Origin of the sequence: Bacillus sp. FJAT-45037 (assembly GCF_002797325.1) — a bacterium.
Classification (GTDB): Bacteria; Bacillota; Bacilli; order Bacillales; family Bacillaceae_D; genus Alkalihalophilus.
Genome location: NZ_KZ454938.1, coordinates 2,341,082 through 2,359,972, shown reverse-complemented (window position 1 = coordinate 2,359,972; position 18,891 = coordinate 2,341,082). Strand labels below are relative to the sequence as shown.

The window sequence follows — 18,891 nt, the reverse complement described above, 5'->3', positions numbered from 1 at the left end:
ATGAAATATAACCATATTCTTATACGATTTGGAGAGCTTGCATTAAAAGGGAAAAATCGCTCTTTTTTTGAAAAACAACTTCTTCAAAATATGAAATACACATTAAAGCCGTTTTCAGGACTTACATTTAAGCGCACGTACGGACGAATCATCATTGAATTGAATGATGAAGAGCATGAACCGATTATGGAGAAGTTGAAAAACATTTTTGGAATTCATTCATTTAGCCTCGCATTAAAAGTTGAAAATGATGTAGATGAGATGAAACAAGCGGCATTGGGTATATTACAAGAACAGCAAATAGCGGGAATCAAAACGTTTAAAATTACTTCTCGCCGCGCATACAAACAATTCCCTCTTGATTCTCAACAACTCAACCAAATGATTGGTGGTTATGTGTTAAGCCAGTCAGAAGAGGTAACGGTGGATGTTCATCATCCAGACCTAAATATTCGTGTCGAAGTTCGAGAGACTGCGACGTATTTGACGTTCGGTCAATACCCAGGTGCCGGTGGACTACCAGTTGGAACGGGTGGGAAAGTGTTGTTAATGCTATCAGGCGGAATTGATAGCCCTGTTGCAGGATACTTAACGATGAAGCGTGGAGCAAAAATCGAAGCGATTCATTTTCACAGCCCGCCCTATACGAATGAAAGAGCGAAGCAAAAAGTAATGGACTTAGCTAAATCGTTAACGAAATTCGGATCGAGCATTCGTTTACATCTCGTGCCGTTTACAGAATTACAACAGCATTTACACAAGGAAGCACCAAGCAATTTCCAAATGACTCTAATGAGAAGAATGATGCTACGAATTAGTGAACGAATTGCTAATGAACGTGGAATCTTAGCAATTGCTTCTGGGGAAAGTTTAGGCCAAGTAGCAAGTCAAACTCTTCACAGCATGAACACAATCAATGAAGTGACCAACTTGCCAATCATTAGACCGCTAGTTACGATGGACAAGCTTGAAGTGATTGAGATCGCAAAAAAGATTGATACGTATGAAACTTCGATCTTACCATTTGAGGACTGCTGCACAATCTTCTTACCAACAGACTCAAAAACACGTCCTAAACGTGAGCATGCTAATAAGTTCGAGAAATATTTAGATGTGGAGCATTATGTCAATGATGCAGTCAACCGCACAGAATCGATCCAAATTACTAGCGTTGAAAAAGCTTCAAAAGACATTGATGATCTGTTTTAACATCGATAAGTTGCGTGCAGTGTCCTAATTGTAAACCTTCTCATTAATTACCATATAAATTGATGCATGTAAAGTAGACATGTGACTCATTCTATTAGTACAGAAGGAGGTGAGACACATGGCTAACAACAACAGCTCAAACCAACTTGTCGTACCTGGAGTACAACAAGCACTTGACCAAATGAAATATGAAATCGCTTCTGAGTTTGGTGTACAATTAGGACCTGATGCTACAGCTCGTGCAAACGGATCTGTAGGTGGTGAAATCACAAAACGTCTTGTTCAAATGGCTGAACAACAATTCCAAGGACACCAACAATAATTAAATAATATGGCTGAAAAGAGGACGGATTATCCGTCCTCTTTTTTTATTTTGTGAACTTTCTAAAATAATATTCAAAAAAATCATTTTATTCTGTATAATGATGTGGAGGGCAGAAGTTTAAGTTCTGCTAGCAAGCGAAGTACGGTTAAATTATGGAGGAGGATGATTATGGAACGAGAACAACTTATTGCACCTGAGGTTTACAATTTAGCTCATGAAGTAGAACGCTTCGCAAAAGATGAAGACCGGGTGGCCATCGATTGGTCAGATGATAAGAATAACCGCCGCATCATTACGTATCCAGAATTAGTAGCACAAACAAACCAATTTGCGAATGCTATGAGAAGCCAAGGACTAACACAAGGAGACAAGGTATTACTTATCTTACCGAGAGTTCCTGAAGCCTATTACTCATACTTAGCTTGTTTAAAAGCAGGTCTAGTTATTATCCCGTGTTCAGAAATGTTACGTGCAAAGGATTTAGCGTATCGCATTAATCATGCAGAGGCTAAAGCAGTTATTGCATTTACTGGTTTTACAGACGAAATTCAATCATTAGAAAACTCGACACCGACTCTTGAAACAAAATTAATTATCGGTGAAGCGATGGACGGATGGGTGGATCTTGTTGCTGAAGCAAAAAATGAAAGCGATTACTATGAAGGCGCAGAAACGAAAAGGGACGAGCTTGCTTTTCTCCCGTACACATCAGGAACAACAGGAAATCCTAAGGCTGTTGTACATACTCACGGTTGGGCATATGCACATCTTCAAGTAGCATCAAAAATGTGGCTTGATGTACAAGCAGGCGATAAAGTATGGGCAACGGCAGCGCCAGGATGGCAGAAATGGATTTGGAGCCCGTTCCTTTCAACGATTGGAGTAGGGGCAACTGCATATGTGTATCACGGTCGATTTGAGCCAGAGGGCTACTTACAGCGCTTAGAAGACGAGAAGATCAATGTTCTTTGCTGTACACCGACAGAGTATCGTTTGATGGCAAAGGTTGAAACGATTGAAAAGTACAAACTACCTGAATTACGAAGCACAGTATCTGCTGGGGAGCCATTAAACCGTCAAGTGATTGAAACATTTAAGCGTGCTTTCGACGTTAATGTACGCGATGGCTACGGCCAAACAGAAAATACATTGTTAATTGGTACTCTTCAAGGAATGGAAATCAAGCCTGGTTCTATGGGAAAACCAACTCCAGGTAATGAAGTGACCATCGTTGATGAAAATGGAGCGCCAGTTCAGGCTGGTGAAGTAGGGGATATTGCTGTTCACAAGAGTGCACCTGCGTTGTTCCGAGAATATTATAAAGATCCGGAACGAACGGCTATGGCATATAGAGGTGACTACTATATCACGGGTGACCAAGCAAAATTAGATGAAGATGGTTACTTCTGGTTTGAAGGACGTAGTGATGACATCATCATTAGCTCTGGTTACACGATTGGACCTTTTGAAGTAGAAGATGCTTTAACAAAGCACAGTGCTGTTAGAGAATGCGCAGTCGTTGCAAGTCCAGATGAAATTCGTGGAAATATCGTCAAAGCATTTATTGTGCTACGTAACCCTGATGACGCTAAGAAAGATCAAATGATTGAAGAGCTTCAAGAGCACGTGAAAGTGATGACGGCACCTTATAAATACCCTAGAAAAATTGAATTCGTGAATGAATTACCTAAAACAACATCAGGTAAAATTAGACGGATCGAGCTTCGCCAACAAGAAAAACAAAAGCATGCGAACGCATAAAATGTTGTCTTGGAATTGAGCGAGCGCTCGAACAGAATGGAAGAAAAGCACAGCTACGATAGTTGTGCTTTTTCTTATGTAAATGCCTACAGATTGCAACTTTACACGTTTTCTGTCAGGATAGTATCAATGAAAAAAGAAGAATTGAAACGAATGGATGGGAGGAATGCGAAGTGAATACGCTTTGGTGGAACGGTACTTTTTTTACGATGAAAGAAGAACAAGAACACGTTGAAGCTCTCTATGTAGAAAGTGGTGTGATTGTCGCAACCGGTTCAAAAGAAGAGTTAATCGCACAGTATGGTGAGACAATCGAAGAGGAAGTGGATCTTGAGGGGCAATATGTGTACCCAGGGTTTGTTGATAGTCACTTACATATGGTTGGTCATGGAGAGCGTCTGATTCGGTTAGATGTATCAAATACGTTCTCAGCAACAGAGATGTATCAACAATTAGAAGATAAAGTGAAGGGAACCCCCATAGGTGAATGGGTATTTGCTGAGGGCTGGAATGAAAACAATTTTATCGACCGTAAGATCTTTCATCGACTGGAACTAGATGAAATTTCGCAGCATCATCCTATGTTTTTAACACGCATTTGCAGACATGCTGCTTTAGTTAATACGAAGGCCTTGGAGCTTGCGGAGATCAACAAGGATACGCAAGATCCTGAAGGTGGAGTGATCGTCCGAGATGCCAACGGAGAACCAACCGGGTATTTACTCGATGCAGCCACAGAGTTAGTGAAAAAAGTAATCCCTACAGTTTCAGATGATTATTTGAAACGAGCGTTACAAACAGCAACAAAAGACATGCTTCGACTCGGATTGGTCGGAGGTCATAGCGAAGACCTTCATTATTACGGAGGATTTAAAAAGACACTAGATGCTTTTCAATCGGTGATTGATGGTAAAGACACGAAATTCCGAACTCATCTTCTTGTCCATCATGAAGCAATGGAAGAAATGAAAGAAACAGGGTATGCGAGAGGAGCCGTTAATTCCTTTATAGAGTTAGGGGCCATGAAAATTTTTGCAGATGGAGCGTTAGGTGGTCGAACGGCACTTTTGCAACATCCCTACACAGATGATCCACGTACAAATGGAGTAGCGATGCACAAACAAGAAGAACTGAATCGCCTTGTTAAAAAAGCGAGAGCAAATAATATGCCTGTAGCGATTCATACGATTGGCGATGAAGCTCTTAGCATGGCGTTAGAGGCGATTGAGATACATCCTTGTCAAACAGGAGTAGATCGATTGATACATGTTCAAGTCGTTAGTGCGGAGCTGCTAGAGCGATTAAAGAGACTACCTGTTGTATTGGATATCCAACCTCGATTTGTCGCGGCGGACTTCCCTTGGGTGATGGAACGATTAGGAGAAGAACGGATGTCGTATTCCTTCGCTTGGAAGACGTTACTTGATTCTGGACTGCGGTGTGCGGGGGGATCTGATGCCCCGATTGAACCGGTTGATCCGTTACTTGGTATTCATGCGGCAGTCACACGGAAAAGACCTGGAGAACAACATGCTGGATATCTCCCAGATCAGAAATTAACGATGTTTGAAGCGGTGCAACTATTTACATTAGGCAGTGCAAAGGCGATCGAAAAGGAAGATGAGCGCGGGTTTATTATTCCAGGGTATGTGGCTGATTTTACGGTTCTGGATATTGACTTATTTACACAACCAGCAGACAGGGCCCTTGATGCAAAAGTAATCAAGACTGTTGTTGATAATACAATCATGTATGATTACAACGTTGAATAAGCTTTAAATAATAGGAGTATAAAAAACAGGATGGGCCGAAAGTGTTTTCATCAGCAAGAATCCGAACAATGCACAGACTTAGCGGAGTGTATTTCAGGAGTGGCTTCATTACACTACTAATGCTTTGTTCGGATTTTAGGTTAAATCCTTTTCTCTATCCTCTTTTTACGAGCAACGGCTGATGTTACAAGAAATTTCTCTGCACACGGTGCCAGAAGGAGTTTGTTTTGAGTTTTAGTACCTTTACTTGTCGATCGGCTAATTTAATCTGAATTTGTTTCGCGTGGGTAAGGCTGAGCGCTTCGTTATCTGCGCCGATAATAGGGTGATCATTCCCATCTTGAATAACCTCTAAGAGTAACCTACGATCTTTACCCAACACAAACGAGCTTCCGAGTGTGCGGAATTGATTGTTGTTAATCGATGCAAGCTCACTTACTTGCATAGAAGGTAATGTTGGATCAATAACCGACCCTCTGACAGATTTATTATAAGCTGTACTTCCAGTCGGAGTAGAGACAATCATTCCGTCTCCGCGGAATGTTTCAAAATGGAAATCATCGATCACAACATCAATAACAAATGTTTTAATGATGTTTGAGCGGATTGAACATTCATTTAAGCAATAAATCGGTTTTTCATTATTGACGGTTACTTCAAGAATAGGGTAACGTCTTACTTCTAGCTCTTCATGTTTCATCGCTTCAATCATACGATCAGCATCATTTACTGTAAAATCAGTGTAGAAGCCTAGTTGATCTGTATTGACCCCTATGTATAAACAATCATCGCGAAAACCTGTTTTTCTCGTTGCCTGTAAAAACGCATTATCTCCTCCCACACTGACGATAATATTTGCTTCATTAATGGATTCAACTAGGTGAAAACCATTTTCTTCAGCAAGTTCCTTTAACGGGGTGACGACATCATTCATTTCAGGTGTTTGTTTGTAGAAGAAGTAAAGATTTTTTCTCGGTAGCATACTGATCATCCCTTCATTTTGTTAAGTGAGAATTTAAGGAAATCAATTCCTTTAGATATGAATTTTAACAGTGTTCTATGTTATCATAACCTTTGTCTAGCAAAACAATCAAAGGAACATTATTAAGGAGTGGGACAATGAGTCGAAAACGTTGGTTAGCTTTAATCGCAGCTTTAATGCTCGTCGTTGCATCAGTAGGTGTAAATGTTGCGACCTCTCAGGCAGGGGCAAATATGGAAAGTATGTTTGGTTCAAGTGAACAAGGATGGGCAGAACGTGTCATTGATGAGGGGGATGAATTCGGAGAGTCGATTGTTGTCTTAGAATTAAACGGGGTGATTCAAGATACAGGCGATTCGGTTAGTCTTTTTGATGCACAAGGATACAGACATCAGAAATTCCTTTCTCAAATTGAACACGCAGCCAAAAGTGCTTCAACAGCAGGAATTATCCTTCGTGTAAACACTCCTGGTGGTGGAGTCGTCGAAAGTGCAGAAATTTATGATAAAATTTTAGAAGCTCAACAAGAATACGATAAACCGGTCTATGTATCAATGGGAAGTATGGCTGCCTCAGGTGGGTACTACATAGCAGCACCAGCTGATAAGATTGTTGCGAGTCCGCAAACCATTACAGGTTCTCTCGGTGTCATTATGGAATCGATTAATGTTACTGGATTAGCAGAAAATTACGGAGTGACATTCAATACGATAAAAAGTGGTGAGTATAAAGACATTATGTCACCCACGCGTGAAATGACAGAGGGCGATCGTGCAATTTTGCAGTCTTTAATTGATGAGTCGTATGATGAATTTGTCCGCATTATTTCAGAGGGTCGAGACATGTCTGACAGTGAAGTTCGTCAACTAGCTGATGGACGTATTTATAGTGGAACACAAGCATTGGAAGTTGATCTAATTGACGAGTTAGGAAACCTTGATGATACGATTTCAATGATGAGAGAAGACCTTGGTGGGAATTATTCAGCTGTCAAATATGAGGCGGATACAGGAATCTTTAATATGTTTACGATGTCTATGCAACAACTACTAGTCAGAAATAATGAGTGGCATGGGATAGAACAATTATTAACAGAGCGACGTGCTCCGACGTTAAAATATTTATACACAGAGTAGGGAGGGATCTCGATGGATCAAGTGATGATAAGTCGTGGGTCTCGCCCTCGCAACCGTCGATTGTTACAAGAGCGACAAGAGATGCAAGAAAGACAAGGAGTGAAAGAACAGGAACAAGTAGCGAGACAGGTTCAACCTTTACCAGTGCGCTATGCGGGGTTTTGGATGAGACTTTGGGCGTTTAGTTTAGATAGCCTGATTCTCTTATGTATTCGTTGGCTCTTACTTGGACCGATCTTGAATTTAACAGATATTCGTTATACCCTCGGATCGATGTATAGTGTGATTGATTTATTTGTTTCAGCGCTATTTTTCTTTGTCTATTTTGCGCTTATGACGAAATATTATGGAGCAACACTTGGAAAAATGGTGTTTGGTTTAAAAGTGGTAACACGTGATGGCGCGTTACTGAGCTGGAGAGCGACGATCTTTCGTGAAGGCGTAGGAAGAGTCCTTCATCAGTCCTTTGCACTCTTATATGTACTCTATATTACAGTAGCCTTTACATCGAAAAAACAAGGATTACACGATATGGTTGCCAATTCATATGTCATTCATGAACACGACCGAGAAGACGATAAACTTGCCTAAGAAATTAGGTAGGTTTATTTTTTTTGTTCGAGGAAACGATAGAATCATTAACTATTTATTTCCATAAAGGAGTTTATGATGATTTGGTTTCTTAGTATCGTAGGATGTTTGCTCGCACTCATGATTCTTTTGTTTATCACGAAGGTGAAAGTCGACATCACCTACAAACATATAAAGGATGATGATTTACTTGAGGTAGCCGTGCATGTATGGTGGATGAGAGTGTATACCTTTGAAGCCCCGTTAATAAAAATTAATGAAGAATCTCCTGCCATTGTGGTTGAGGAAGAGGAGAGTGTGGGAGGACATAAAACAAAGAAAGATAAAAAAATCACTGTGCAAACGATTATGCATGACATTCACTTAGCGGAAAGATGGTTTCGACATATCATTGGCTTAAACCGAATCATTAGACGTTTTTGTAGACATATTCACCTGTACCGATTTCATTGGTACTCAGAAATTGGCATAGGCGATGCTGCTACAACAGGTTCAGTGACGGGTCTGTTATGGGCACTAAAGGGATCATTCTACGGATTGATTGCCAATCATGTAAAGGTACATAGGATGCCAGATCTCTCTATTACCCCTCATTTTCAAGGAATGATTTCTCGTACCTATTTTTCTTGCATGTTTACGTTTCGGATCGGGCATGCTATTTTTGTAGGTCTTTTGATCGTTATGCATTGGAGACGTAGGCCTAAGTCGAATACAGGTCCATCCGTCGAGCAAAGCATGTAACAAATAAAGGAGGGAATAGAAATGTCTGATCATCCGATTCAAGGGTTAATGAAGACAGCTATGGAGAATTTGAAAGAAATGGTCGATGTAAACACGATCATCGGTGACCCTGTAGAAACCCCTGATGGGAGCGTTATTATGCCTGTCTCTAAAGTGGGCTTCGGGTTTGCTGCTGGTGGTAGTGAATTTGTGATCGAGCAACATCGTCCATCTAGCTCAGAAGGTCATGCGGATAAGCACCCGTTTGGTGGCGGTAGCGGTGGTGGTGTATCAATTACCCCAATTGCATTTTTAGTAGTAGGAAGTTCGGGTGTGAAAATGGTCCATCTGGATAGTAGTACACATCTTTATGAAAAACTTCTCGATTTTGCCCCTCAAGTCGTAGACAAGATTCAACAAATGATGAAGATGGATACGACACAAAAAGAAACCCATCAAACACATACACCGAATACCCAGTATCAACAGCGACAAGATCAACCACCAATTTAAAGAATGGGTTCCCCCCATTCTTTTTTTGTGCTTTACCAAGTGTAGAGATCTAAGGTTGTTACTTGAATTTTTATCTTCTGCTCGTGTATGATGAATACGTACATAATCGAGAGACGATTAGGAGGATAAACCATGGCGAAAATTACATTTAAACAAAACCCTGTTACTTTACTTGGTAAAGAAGTAAAGGTGGGAGCAGTAGCACCAGATTTTAAGGTGTTAGCAAATGATTTATCTGAAGTAACGTTAGCTGATACAAAAGGCAAGGTTCGTTTAATTAGCGTCGTTCCATCGATCGATACTGGAGTATGTGACCAGCAAACACGTAAGTTCAATGAAGAAGCAGCTTCACTTGGCAATGTGGAAGTTTTAACGGTTAGCGTTGATTTACCATTTGCACAAAAGCGTTGGTGTGCAGCGGCAGGAATTGAAAATGTTCAAACATTATCAGATCACCGTGACTTATCGTTTGGACAAGCGTTTGGTGTGGCCATCGAAGAGCTTCGTTTATTAGCTCGTTCTGTTTTCGTTATTGATTCTAATGACGTTGTAACATATGCTGAATATGTATCTGAGGCGACGAATCACCCAGATTACGAAGCGGCAATTAACGCTGCTAAAGAAGCAAAATAATGATGCTAGATCAAGGGTCAATCCTATGCTTTATAGTAGGTGGCCCTTTTTTAAATAGGAGTTGAAAGTGATGAGTATAATGAATTCGAAAATGGAAGAGCTCTTTCGATGTTTGGACAAAGGAGCTACTTTGCTTGAGGAGAAAGAGTCGTTTACCTATCTTGAAGGTTTAGCTGAAATGGGAGAGAACCTATTCCAAGGAGACGTTGTTCAAGTAGTTACTCAAGAAGTAAAAGACCAACTACGTGATCTCATTCAAGAGGTGTCCCTTGAAGAGCTATCAAAAGAGGATATCCGCAAAGCCTATCAATTAACAGTATTAAAAGGGATGAAAGGCGCAACTCAGCCGAATCATTCGATGACCCCAGATGCTGTATGCCTATTCTTAAGTTACTTAGTGAATAAAGTCACAGCTAGTAAAAAAGAGGGCTATTCGATGCTTGATTTAGCCGCTGGTTCTGGAAATCTTGCAACAGCTTTGTTAAACCAATCAGCCAACCCGGCAAAAGGCTTCGGATTCGAAGTCGATGAAACGTTATTAAAACTGGCATTTGTCAGCTCGAACTTGCAAGAAATTGAAATGGAGTTGTTCCACAAGGACAGTATAGAGCCAATTGAATTTCCTGAGGTCGACCTTATCGTCACGGACCTACCCATCGGTTATTACCCACATGACACTATTGCAAAAGAGTATGATTTAAAAGCTGATGAGGGGCACTCTTACATTCATCACTTGATGATTGAGCGAGGTATTAATCGTGTGAAAGAGGGTGGCTTCTTATTTTTTGTCATCCCTAATTTCTTATTTGAAAGTGAGCAAGCTCCGAAGCTTCATGCCTACTTAAAGGAGCATACGAGCATACATGGGTTGCTCCAATTACCGAAAACGATGTTTACATCAGAAAAGCATGGAAAAAGTATTTTAATGCTTCAAAAACAAGGAAAAGATGTGAAGCAACCTAAGCAAGCGTTATTAGCTGAATTGCCTTCATTTGGAAAAAAAGATGCATTGAGTGACATGATGAACCAGATCAATAAATGGTTTGAAAAAGAGCTAGGACTATAGAAAAAAAGCCTGTTGCTATAATTTCGTAGCAACAGGCTTTTTTTGGGAATGTTAGCTCGTTGTATGGTTCACCTGACAAACTGAACCTTCAATAAAGCGGTTTCAAATCTGAATATAAAGAATTTAAGCGAAACAAGACGAAATTTGGCGATTTTACTTGAAAAGGTATTTTCAGGGTGCTTAAATGGAAAGGTATTGATATCAAGTATGATAGTCAAATGAAATAAATCGAAGGAAAAGGGAGCTGTCTTAACATGGCGAAAATTATTGCGATTAATGCTGGTAGCTCATCATTAAAATTCCAATTACTAACAATGCCTGAAGAAGAAGTATTAACAAAAGGTTTAGTTGAGCGTATTGGTCTTGGTGACGGTGTATTTACAATTGAAGTAAATGGAGAAAAGCATAAAGAGACAACAGATATTCCAGATCACTCAGTAGCTGTAAAAATCCTACTTGAAAAATTAACTGGATTAAACATCATCTCATCTCTTGATGAAATCGATGGAATCGGTCATCGTGTAGTACATGGTGGAGAGAAGTTCAACGATTCAGTATTAATTACAGACGAAGTGTTAGCAGGAATTGATGAGATGTCTGAATTAGCGCCTCTTCATAACCCAGCGAACCTAGTTGGAATTCGTGCATTCAAAGAAGTATTACCGAATGTTACAGCTGTAGCGGTATTTGATACAGCGTTCCATCAGACAATGCCTGAGAGCTCTTTCTTATATAGCTTGCCATATGAATACTATACTGATTTTGGAATCCGTAAATATGGTTTCCACGGAACATCTCATAAGTATGTATCAGAGCGTGCTGCTGAATTATTAGATCGTCCGATTGAACAACTTCGCTTACTTTCTTGTCACCTTGGTAATGGTGCAAGTATTGCGGCTATTGAAGGTGGAAAATCAATCGATACATCAATGGGCTTCACACCACTTGCAGGTGTGACAATGGGAACACGTTCTGGTAACATTGACCCTGCTTTAATTCCATACATTATGGAAAAAACAGGACAAGATGCAACAGGTGTTCTTGACACTCTAAATAAGAGAAGTGGACTTCTCGGTGTGTCTGGTTTCTCAAGTGACCTACGTGACATCGAAAGTGAAGCAGAAGCTGGTAATGAGCGCGCGGAGCTAGCTCTTGAAGTGTTCACATCACGTATTCATAAGTATATCGGTTCTTACGCAGCACGTATGAGTGGCGTCGATGCGATCATCTTCACAGCTGGTATTGGTGAAAACAGTGACGTGATTCGTGAGCGTGTATTAAAAGGCTTAGAATTCATGGGCGTTTACTGGGATCCAGCTCTTAACCAAGTACGTGGGAAAGAGGCGTTTATTAACTACCCTCACTCACCAGTTAAAGTAATCATTATCCCAACGAATGAAGAAGTTATGATTGCACGTGATACAGTGCGTCTTTCTCAATAATCCAATAACTACAAGCATTGCTTACATCGATTGTGAGCAGTGCTTATTTTTATATCCATACATTTTACTTCATGCCTCAAAACAAGCTATCATATAGATAGACAGTTAAGAGTACATATAGACAATGAGAAAGAAGTTAGAGGGGGAGCGGCTATGGCTCTATTTTTAGAGGCGCAAGATGGGGAGAAGGTGACAGACTTCTTTTTAATTCGAGAGCGCGAGTTCAGGCAAGCTTCAAACGGAAGTGAGTACGCAACGCTATTGCTTGAACGGAATTTAGAGCTCGTCCCAGCTCAGTTATGGGACCTTACACTAGAACAAAAGGAGCAACTCCAGCCAAAAGTGTTGATTAAAGGAGAAGGTGTTGTTGTTACCTATAAACAAAAAAAGTTGTTAAAACTGTCTCGCGTTCGTCTAGTCACACCTGAAGATGATGTGTTGGTGAGTGAGCTTATTTCGAGAAGAGGAATTTCGCGGGAAGATTTATGGCAAGAATTGCGAATGATGATGGAGGAAATCACGTCTCCAATTTTACGGACGATCATGAAACAATTGTTTTCTAGGCGTCAAGTGCGAGAACGGATAACGACATTGCCTGCTTCAAAGATGTATCATCATGCGTACTATGCAGGGTTGCTACACCAAATTGTGCAACTCGCTCAAGCAGCGTATCAGTTGTTGCCACTTTATCCTTATGTGAACCGTGATCTAGTCCTTACTGCATGTATGTTATCTGATATTGGTAAAACAAAAGCATTGCGTGATGTTGTGGCTCCTGATTATACGACGAGCGGTGAATTAATGGGTCACCTAGTACTTGGCATTGAGATGATTAATGATGCCGCGAGAGAGGCAGGAATTTCAGAGAATGATGTAGAAGTAATAGCATTGAAGCATCTTCTTTTGAGTCAAAATGGCGAAGTAGAAACTGGCTATGGGAGTGCGGTATCAGAAAAAACAGCAGAGGCTATCTTATTTGCGTCTCTTAAACAGCTGAATACAAAGCTGCATGCAATTGAGATGCTCCATGAAAGAACAGAAGAAGAGTGGGTCTATTCACCACTTTTTAAGCGGAAAATGTTTCATCCTAAATCATAACTAGAAAAGATAGCAGAAGAAGGTGAGTAACGATGACAAAGAGCAAAGAGCAACATCGTCTAGAGTCTATACGAGAATGGGAAAGAACATATTTTGACTATGAACCGACGGATGTAGAATATACGTATTTAAAATGGTCTGATAAGTTATTTGAGCAGTTAGGTCCAACTCGTAAAGAGAAGGTTGTACGTCAACTTGATCATTTGTTTATTCATTTACATGCCTGGTTACAAAATACCAGGTCTCATGAAGAGGTAAAGAAGAGAATCATTCAATATGCGCAAGTGTTTGATCCCGCAGTGGTGGATAGTTCTGATATGCGGGATTTATCGATGGAACAACTCAATTATATGACCGAGCAATTGATGGCTAAGCAGCGATTGTTATCACTATCACAAGGCGGATTGACAGGGATGGGAGGGATGTTTCTTCTAGCTGCCGACTTACCTGCAGCCGTGGCCATTAACTTGCGTTCAATCCAACAGATAGCTTGTATTTATGGCTATGATTTAAAACGTCCCGACGAGATGGTGATCGCCTTAAAATTATTCCACCTAGCAACTTTACCAAAAGCATTCCAAGCGCATCATTGGGACAAGCTATGGTCGGATCTAGAAGGACATAATGTAGAGGATGTCTTTTACGGGGGAGAAGGAGAAGTAATTGAACCAGAATGGCTACAACATTTCGTCAGACAAATTGCGAAAAGCTTTGTCATTACGATGCTTCGAAAAAAAATGATTCAAGGATTACCTCTTATTGGTATGGCTGTCGGTGCAGGTCTGAATTATCGACTGTCTCAACAAGTTATTGAAGTAGCACATAAATTCTATCAAAAAAGATTATTAATTGAACGAATCGATCGGTAAAACAGAACAGGCTCGTCTTGATCTAGGCATCAAGGCGAGCTTTTTTGTTGTGCTGAAAGAGAGAGATCTAGTCTAAACCAAATCCATAGATCATTAATCTTAGAAGCAAATTCAGAGATCTCGCTATTTATTATACATGACTGTTCAAAATTCATTTCAGACTCTAAGGCAGCCTGTTTCTTATTGATTACGATCTCTAGCTCTTTCACTCGATCAGGAATGATTCCTCTACTTTCTTCCCACTTCTCTAACACATATCCTTGTGTGTCAGAATCAAGGTTGTCCCAGCTAGTATGAAGAACGGGTAAATGTATGTGAAGCCTTTGATCATACATGAATTCTACATTCATATCGACCACTCCTTTCTTTTTATTGTAACGAAGTTGTGTAACTTTGAACATAAAACTAAAAATTTTTTTGAAAAACTCTTGTCAAAATGAAGAATCGTTGATAAAGTGTTATGTATATTAATAAGTTAATTGTTTGGTTTTATACAGGCGAATTCAAAATTGATTCACCTCATTTTATACGTATTTATGCATAAAAATAATACTTTCGGTATTAATATTCATATAGGGGGGAATAAAAAATGAAAAACAAAAAGGTTGTATTAGCATATTCAGGCGGGTTAGATACTTCGGTTGCAATCAAGTGGTTAGCAGATAAAGGCTATGATGTTATTGCTGTTGGCCTAGATGTTGGCGAAGGTAAAGATTTAGACTTTATAAAAGAGAAAGCTTTAAAAGTAGGAGCGATCCAATCTTATACAATTGATGCAAAGAAAGAATATGCAGAAGGCTTTGTGCTTCCTGCTCTGCAAGCTCATGCATTATATGAACAAAAATATCCACTTGTTTCGGCATTGTCTCGTCCGCTTATCTCGAAAAAATTAGTAGAGATTGCCGCACAAACTGGTGCCGATGCGGTTGCACATGGGTGCACGGGAAAAGGGAACGACCAGGTTCGGTTTGAAGTGTCAATTCAAGCTCTAAATCCTGACCTAGAGGTGCTGGCCCCAGTACGTGAGTGGGGTTGGTCACGTGATGAAGAAATTGCTTATGCGAAACAACATAACATTCCAATTCCAGTTGATTTAGATAATCCGTACTCTGTTGATCAGAACTTATGGGGACGTAGTAATGAGTGTGGGGTCCTTGAAGATCCTTGGGCAACGCCACCTGAGGGCGCATATGAGTTAACAGCTGCACTTGAGAACACGCCAGATATAGCCGATATCATTGAGATTGAATTTGAACAAGGTGTACCAATTAGCTTAGACGGTAAAGCGTATCCATTAGATGAATTAATTCTAGCTTTGAATCAACTAGCAGGCAAACATGGGGTTGGACGTATTGACCATGTCGAGAACCGTCTTGTTGGAATTAAATCTCGTGAGGTCTATGAGTGTCCAGGTGCGATGACATTAATTAAAGCGCATAAAGAGTTAGAAGATTTAACTCTTCCTAAAGAAGTTGCTCATTTTAAGCCAGTTGTTGAAAAGAAATTCACAGAATTAATTTATGAAGGGCTATGGTTCTCGCCGCTTCAACCTGCGATTGCTGCGTTTTTAAAAGAAACACAAAAATCTGTCACGGGTGTCGTTCGTGTAAAACTATTTAAAGGACATGCGATTGTCGAAGGACGGAAATCAGAGTTCTCTTTATATAATGAGAAGCTAGCAACATATACAAAAGACGATGAATTTGATCATAATGCGGCAGTCGGTTTTATTTCACTTTGGGGATTACCGACGAAAGTACACAGCATGGTGAACAAAAAGAAGGAGGAAGTCAAACTGTGAGTAAGTTATGGGGAGGACGTTTTACAAAATCAGCAAGTGAATGGGTCGATGCATTTGGTGCATCGATCGGTTTTGATCAGAAACTCGTCCACGAAGATATCACGGGGAGTTTGGCCCATGTAACGATGCTCGGAAAGTGTGGAATCCTCCCGATGGATGAAGTGGAGCAAATTCAAACAGGCCTTAAAACGTTGCAAAAGAAAGCGGAGGCAGGTGAGTTGATATTCTCTGTTCAGAATGAAGACATTCACCTCAATCTTGAAAAACTCTTGATTGATGAGATTGGACCAGTCGGTGGTAAGTTGCATACAGGACGCAGTCGTAACGACCAAGTCGCAACAGACATGCATATGTACTTACGACACGAAACATTAGAGATTATGGAGGCTGTGAAATCGGTACAAACTGCCCTATTAGATCAAGCGAAGCAGCATGTCGAAACACTGGTACCAGGATATACTCATCTTCAAAGAGCACAACCGATTTCATTTGCACATCATTTACTCGCATACTTTTGGATGCTTGAACGTGATTATAGTCGCTATCAAGATAGTTTAAAGCGATTGAATATTTCACCGCTTGGTGCAGGAGCGTTGGCTGGAACGACATTTCCGATTGATCGTCAATATACAGCGGAATTGTTAGGATTTGATGGACTATATGAAAATAGTTTAGATGCGGTTAGTGACCGTGATTTTATCCTTGAATTTTTGAGTGCTTCAGCGACGTTAATGATGCATCTTTCAAGATTGTGTGAAGAGTTAATTTTGTGGTCGTCTCAAGAGTTTCAATTTGTTGAGATGGATGACAGTTTTGCCACAGGCAGTAGTATTATGCCGCAAAAGAAAAACCCAGATATGGCTGAATTGATTCGCGGGAAAACAGGTCGCGTTTACGGGAGCTTGTTCTCTTTATTGACCGTTCTAAAAGGATTGCCTCTTGCGTATAACAAAGATATGCAAGAAGATAAAGAAGGCATGTTTGATGCGGTTGAAACCGTGAAAGGTTCATTAAAAATTTTTGCTGGAATGATTGAAACAATGACAGTTAAATCAGAAACGATGGAGAAGGCTGTTCATCAAGATTTTTCAAATGCAACAGAGCTAGCCGATTATTTAGCCACAAAAGGAATGCCATTTCGCGAGGCACATGAGATTGTGGGGAAGCTTGTTTTACAGGCTATTCAAGCAAATGTCTACTTGTTAGACTTGTCGATGGATGATTATAAGAAGGCAAGTGACTTATTTGAAAAAGATATCTTTACCGTTCTCCAACCTAAGACCGTTGTCGAGCGTCGAAACAGTGCTGGTGGAACTGGATTTAATCAAGTGCGATCCGCTATTAAAAAAGCAGAAAACTTGTTACAGCCTGGAGAAGAAGGTGCGGTTTCAGTAACATAAATGATCCTAAACAAGTGCATACTACATGTGAAATACAAGCCAATTAGGGAGAGTGATTTCGCATGAAAGAGCATAAGTTAACAGGTTCGATGTATGACGAGGAAGGTGTGAATGCTGTCCATGATCAAGTCATGAATGCCTATTATGCAGGCACAAATGAGACACATTCAAAACAGCCTCAAAAGAATCAGCAAAACGATCAAGAAGAGAGCTCAAATGAGGAGCAACTTAGCTAGTGAAAACACGCCACTACATGAAATGTAGTGCGCGTGTTTTTTTTGTTCAGGCGAGTCTTTTTACTTTCATGAAAGGACATAGTATGATCAAGGAAAAGAGCTTGATTTGAGAGGGGAATACTTAATGAGACATGCATTAATTACGGCTGGTTCTAAAGGATTAGGTGTTCAGGTCACAGAAGCATTGTTGAAAGAAGGCTATTCCGTTACTGTTACATATAGAAGCGACCTTAAAGCGGTCGAAAAGATCAAACAGCGTTGGCAAGAGGCACATGAGCGTCTGCAATTTATCCAAGCAGATGTCACTAAGAAGGAAGATATTGAACGTGTTGTAATAGAAACAACCGATCGTTTTGGCAAAATCGATCTACTCATTAATAACGCTGGGCCCTATGTCTTTGAGCGTAAAAAGCTCGTTGATTACGAAGAAGCGGAATGGTACGAAATGATTGAGGGAAACTTGAGTGCGGTCTATCATTTACTAAAAAAGGTTGTCCCAATTATGCGTGAGCAACAATATGGTCGCATTGTGATGTACGGCTTCCAAGGGGCTAATAGTGCACCAGGTTGGATTTACCGCTCGGCTTATGGTGCTGCAAAAGTAGGACTTGTCTCACTTATGAAGACGATCTCAATTGAAGAGGCCGAATACGGGATTACGGCAAATATGGTTTGTCCTGGTAATATATTAGGAGAGATGAAGGAAGCAACGATTCAACAAGCGAGAGAGCATCCGGATTCTGAGACACCAATCGGTCGTTCTGGCACAGGGGAAGATATTGCTCGAACGGTATTGTTTTTATGTGAAGAGGATGCAGATATGGTGACAGGGACTGTTGTTGAGGTGACTGGAGGGGTAGATGTGATCCACCGCTACCGCTAGAGTTTTTTTGTATAATTTTCCACCTTCCTTCACATAGTAAGTAAAAGAGGTGATGGTGTTGAAAAGAAAACAAGCGTTCATTTATAGTTTACTTTTTATACTTATATGGATGGTGATGGCTACACCGATAAGTGCAGCTCATACTATGACGGCCCATTCATTGCGCGTAACCATTATCGAAGGGGGAGTCACTTACGAGTACGAATATGATAATCCTAGTACGTACGAGTTTGAATATGGGAATCGTGTCATAAGAGGTGAGGAAGCTAAGGTTAAAGTGAGTGAATTCATCACAACGATTGAGCTAGAGGAAGAGTCAAACATTGATGAGATCGTTCAAAAAGTAAAACGCATCTATCCAAAAGTAGAAAAAATTGATATCCGATACATGAATGAAGAGGACCGGCTAATAACTTGGGTATGGAACCAATCGTAGTAGATTGAATGGACTGCT

General features: G+C 40.4%; 20 protein-coding genes. 18 read left to right on the top strand and 2 right to left on the bottom strand.

Translation table 11 applies throughout. From position 1 onward, the window contains the following. From thiI to CDZ88_RS12015, 4 genes are all read left to right on the top strand, one after another. A complete protein-coding gene (gene thiI, locus CDZ88_RS12030) occupies nucleotides 1-1,209 on the top strand; it encodes a tRNA uracil 4-sulfurtransferase ThiI (protein ID WP_100373777.1) in 1,209 nt (402 codons plus the stop codon). A gap of 118 nt (nucleotides 1,210-1,327) precedes the next feature. Then, complete coding sequence (locus CDZ88_RS12025; RefSeq protein WP_100373776.1) at nucleotides 1,328-1,531, top strand: alpha/beta-type small acid-soluble spore protein; 204 nt, start codon at nucleotides 1,328-1,330, stop codon at nucleotides 1,529-1,531. 171 nt (nucleotides 1,532-1,702) lie between these two features. Beyond that, complete coding sequence (gene mbcS / locus CDZ88_RS12020; protein ID WP_100373775.1) at nucleotides 1,703-3,295, top strand: acyl-CoA synthetase MbcS; 1,593 nt, start codon at nucleotides 1,703-1,705, stop codon at nucleotides 3,293-3,295. Between the two features lie 173 nt (nucleotides 3,296-3,468). Continuing rightward, a complete protein-coding gene (locus CDZ88_RS12015; RefSeq protein ID WP_100373774.1) occupies nucleotides 3,469-5,067 on the top strand; it encodes an amidohydrolase in 1,599 nt (532 codons plus the stop codon). 184 nt (nucleotides 5,068-5,251) lie between these two features. On the opposite strand, the gene CDZ88_RS12010 is transcribed toward CDZ88_RS12015, so the two are convergent. Continuing rightward, nucleotides 5,252-6,049, bottom strand: a complete 798-nt coding sequence (locus CDZ88_RS12010) for an NAD kinase (protein ID WP_100373773.1) — start codon at nucleotides 6,047-6,049, stop codon at nucleotides 5,252-5,254. Nucleotides 6,050-6,186: 137 nt separating this feature from the next. Here CDZ88_RS12010 and sppA point away from each other — a divergent pair, with 137 nt between their 5' ends. The 9 genes from sppA (at nucleotide 6,187) to CDZ88_RS11965 (ending at nucleotide 14,117) form a co-directional block, all read left to right on the top strand. Next, nucleotides 6,187-7,185 carry a signal peptide peptidase SppA gene (sppA, locus tag CDZ88_RS12005; RefSeq protein ID WP_100373772.1) on the top strand — a complete coding sequence of 333 codons (999 nt, stop codon included), beginning with the start codon at nucleotides 6,187-6,189 and terminating at the stop codon, nucleotides 7,183-7,185. A 12-nt stretch (nucleotides 7,186-7,197) separates the two neighbouring features. Beyond that, nucleotides 7,198-7,776, top strand: a complete 579-nt coding sequence (locus tag CDZ88_RS12000; RefSeq protein WP_100373771.1) for an RDD family protein — start codon at nucleotides 7,198-7,200, stop codon at nucleotides 7,774-7,776. Between the two features lie 78 nt (nucleotides 7,777-7,854). Continuing rightward, complete coding sequence (locus CDZ88_RS11995; protein ID WP_157796550.1) at nucleotides 7,855-8,517, top strand: DUF2953 domain-containing protein; 663 nt, start codon at nucleotides 7,855-7,857, stop codon at nucleotides 8,515-8,517. Nucleotides 8,518-8,538: 21 nt separating this feature from the next. Next, nucleotides 8,539-9,009: a GerW family sporulation protein gene (gene ytfJ / locus CDZ88_RS11990; protein ID WP_100373769.1), complete on the top strand. Its 471-nt coding sequence runs from the start codon at nucleotides 8,539-8,541 to the stop codon at nucleotides 9,007-9,009. A 132-nt stretch (nucleotides 9,010-9,141) separates the two neighbouring features. Further along, complete coding sequence (gene tpx, locus CDZ88_RS11985) at nucleotides 9,142-9,642, top strand: thiol peroxidase (RefSeq protein ID WP_100373768.1); 501 nt, start codon at nucleotides 9,142-9,144, stop codon at nucleotides 9,640-9,642. A gap of 70 nt (nucleotides 9,643-9,712) precedes the next feature. Further along, nucleotides 9,713-10,708, top strand: coding sequence for a class I SAM-dependent methyltransferase (locus CDZ88_RS11980; RefSeq protein WP_100373767.1), 996 nt, complete (start codon nucleotides 9,713-9,715; stop codon nucleotides 10,706-10,708). A 254-nt stretch (nucleotides 10,709-10,962) separates the two neighbouring features. Beyond that, nucleotides 10,963-12,150, top strand: coding sequence for an acetate kinase (locus CDZ88_RS11975; protein WP_100373766.1), 1,188 nt, complete (start codon nucleotides 10,963-10,965; stop codon nucleotides 12,148-12,150). Nucleotides 12,151-12,303: 153 nt separating this feature from the next. Beyond that, nucleotides 12,304-13,248, top strand: coding sequence for a CMP-binding protein (locus CDZ88_RS11970; RefSeq protein WP_100373765.1), 945 nt, complete (start codon nucleotides 12,304-12,306; stop codon nucleotides 13,246-13,248). A 32-nt stretch (nucleotides 13,249-13,280) separates the two neighbouring features. Continuing rightward, complete coding sequence (locus CDZ88_RS11965) at nucleotides 13,281-14,117, top strand: EcsC family protein (protein ID WP_100373764.1); 837 nt, start codon at nucleotides 13,281-13,283, stop codon at nucleotides 14,115-14,117. A 29-nt stretch (nucleotides 14,118-14,146) separates the two neighbouring features. Here the strand turns inward: CDZ88_RS11965 and CDZ88_RS11960 are convergent, their stop codons facing one another. Further along, nucleotides 14,147-14,467 carry a hypothetical protein gene (locus CDZ88_RS11960; RefSeq protein ID WP_100373763.1) on the bottom strand — a complete coding sequence of 107 codons (321 nt, stop codon included), beginning with the start codon at nucleotides 14,465-14,467 and terminating at the stop codon, nucleotides 14,147-14,149. A gap of 239 nt (nucleotides 14,468-14,706) precedes the next feature. Between CDZ88_RS11960 and CDZ88_RS11955 the strand changes: the two genes are divergently transcribed. From CDZ88_RS11955 to CDZ88_RS11940, 5 genes are all read left to right on the top strand, one after another. Next, on the top strand, nucleotides 14,707-15,918 hold the full coding sequence (locus tag CDZ88_RS11955; RefSeq protein WP_100373762.1) for an argininosuccinate synthase: 1,212 nt from the start codon (nucleotides 14,707-14,709) through the stop codon (nucleotides 15,916-15,918). Continuing rightward, a complete protein-coding gene (gene argH / locus CDZ88_RS11950; RefSeq protein WP_100373761.1) occupies nucleotides 15,915-17,318 on the top strand; it encodes an argininosuccinate lyase in 1,404 nt (467 codons plus the stop codon). Before CDZ88_RS11955 ends, argH begins: the two co-directional genes overlap by 4 nt. A gap of 62 nt (nucleotides 17,319-17,380) precedes the next feature. Beyond that, nucleotides 17,381-17,554: a hypothetical protein gene (locus CDZ88_RS17465; RefSeq protein WP_157796549.1), complete on the top strand. Its 174-nt coding sequence runs from the start codon at nucleotides 17,381-17,383 to the stop codon at nucleotides 17,552-17,554. A gap of 124 nt (nucleotides 17,555-17,678) precedes the next feature. Beyond that, nucleotides 17,679-18,437 carry an SDR family oxidoreductase gene (locus tag CDZ88_RS11945; protein ID WP_100373760.1) on the top strand — a complete coding sequence of 253 codons (759 nt, stop codon included), beginning with the start codon at nucleotides 17,679-17,681 and terminating at the stop codon, nucleotides 18,435-18,437. Between the two features lie 58 nt (nucleotides 18,438-18,495). Continuing rightward, nucleotides 18,496-18,873, top strand: a complete 378-nt coding sequence (locus CDZ88_RS11940; RefSeq protein WP_100373759.1) for an NAD(P)/FAD-dependent oxidoreductase — start codon at nucleotides 18,496-18,498, stop codon at nucleotides 18,871-18,873. The last annotated feature ends 18 nt before the right edge of the window (nucleotides 18,874-18,891 follow it).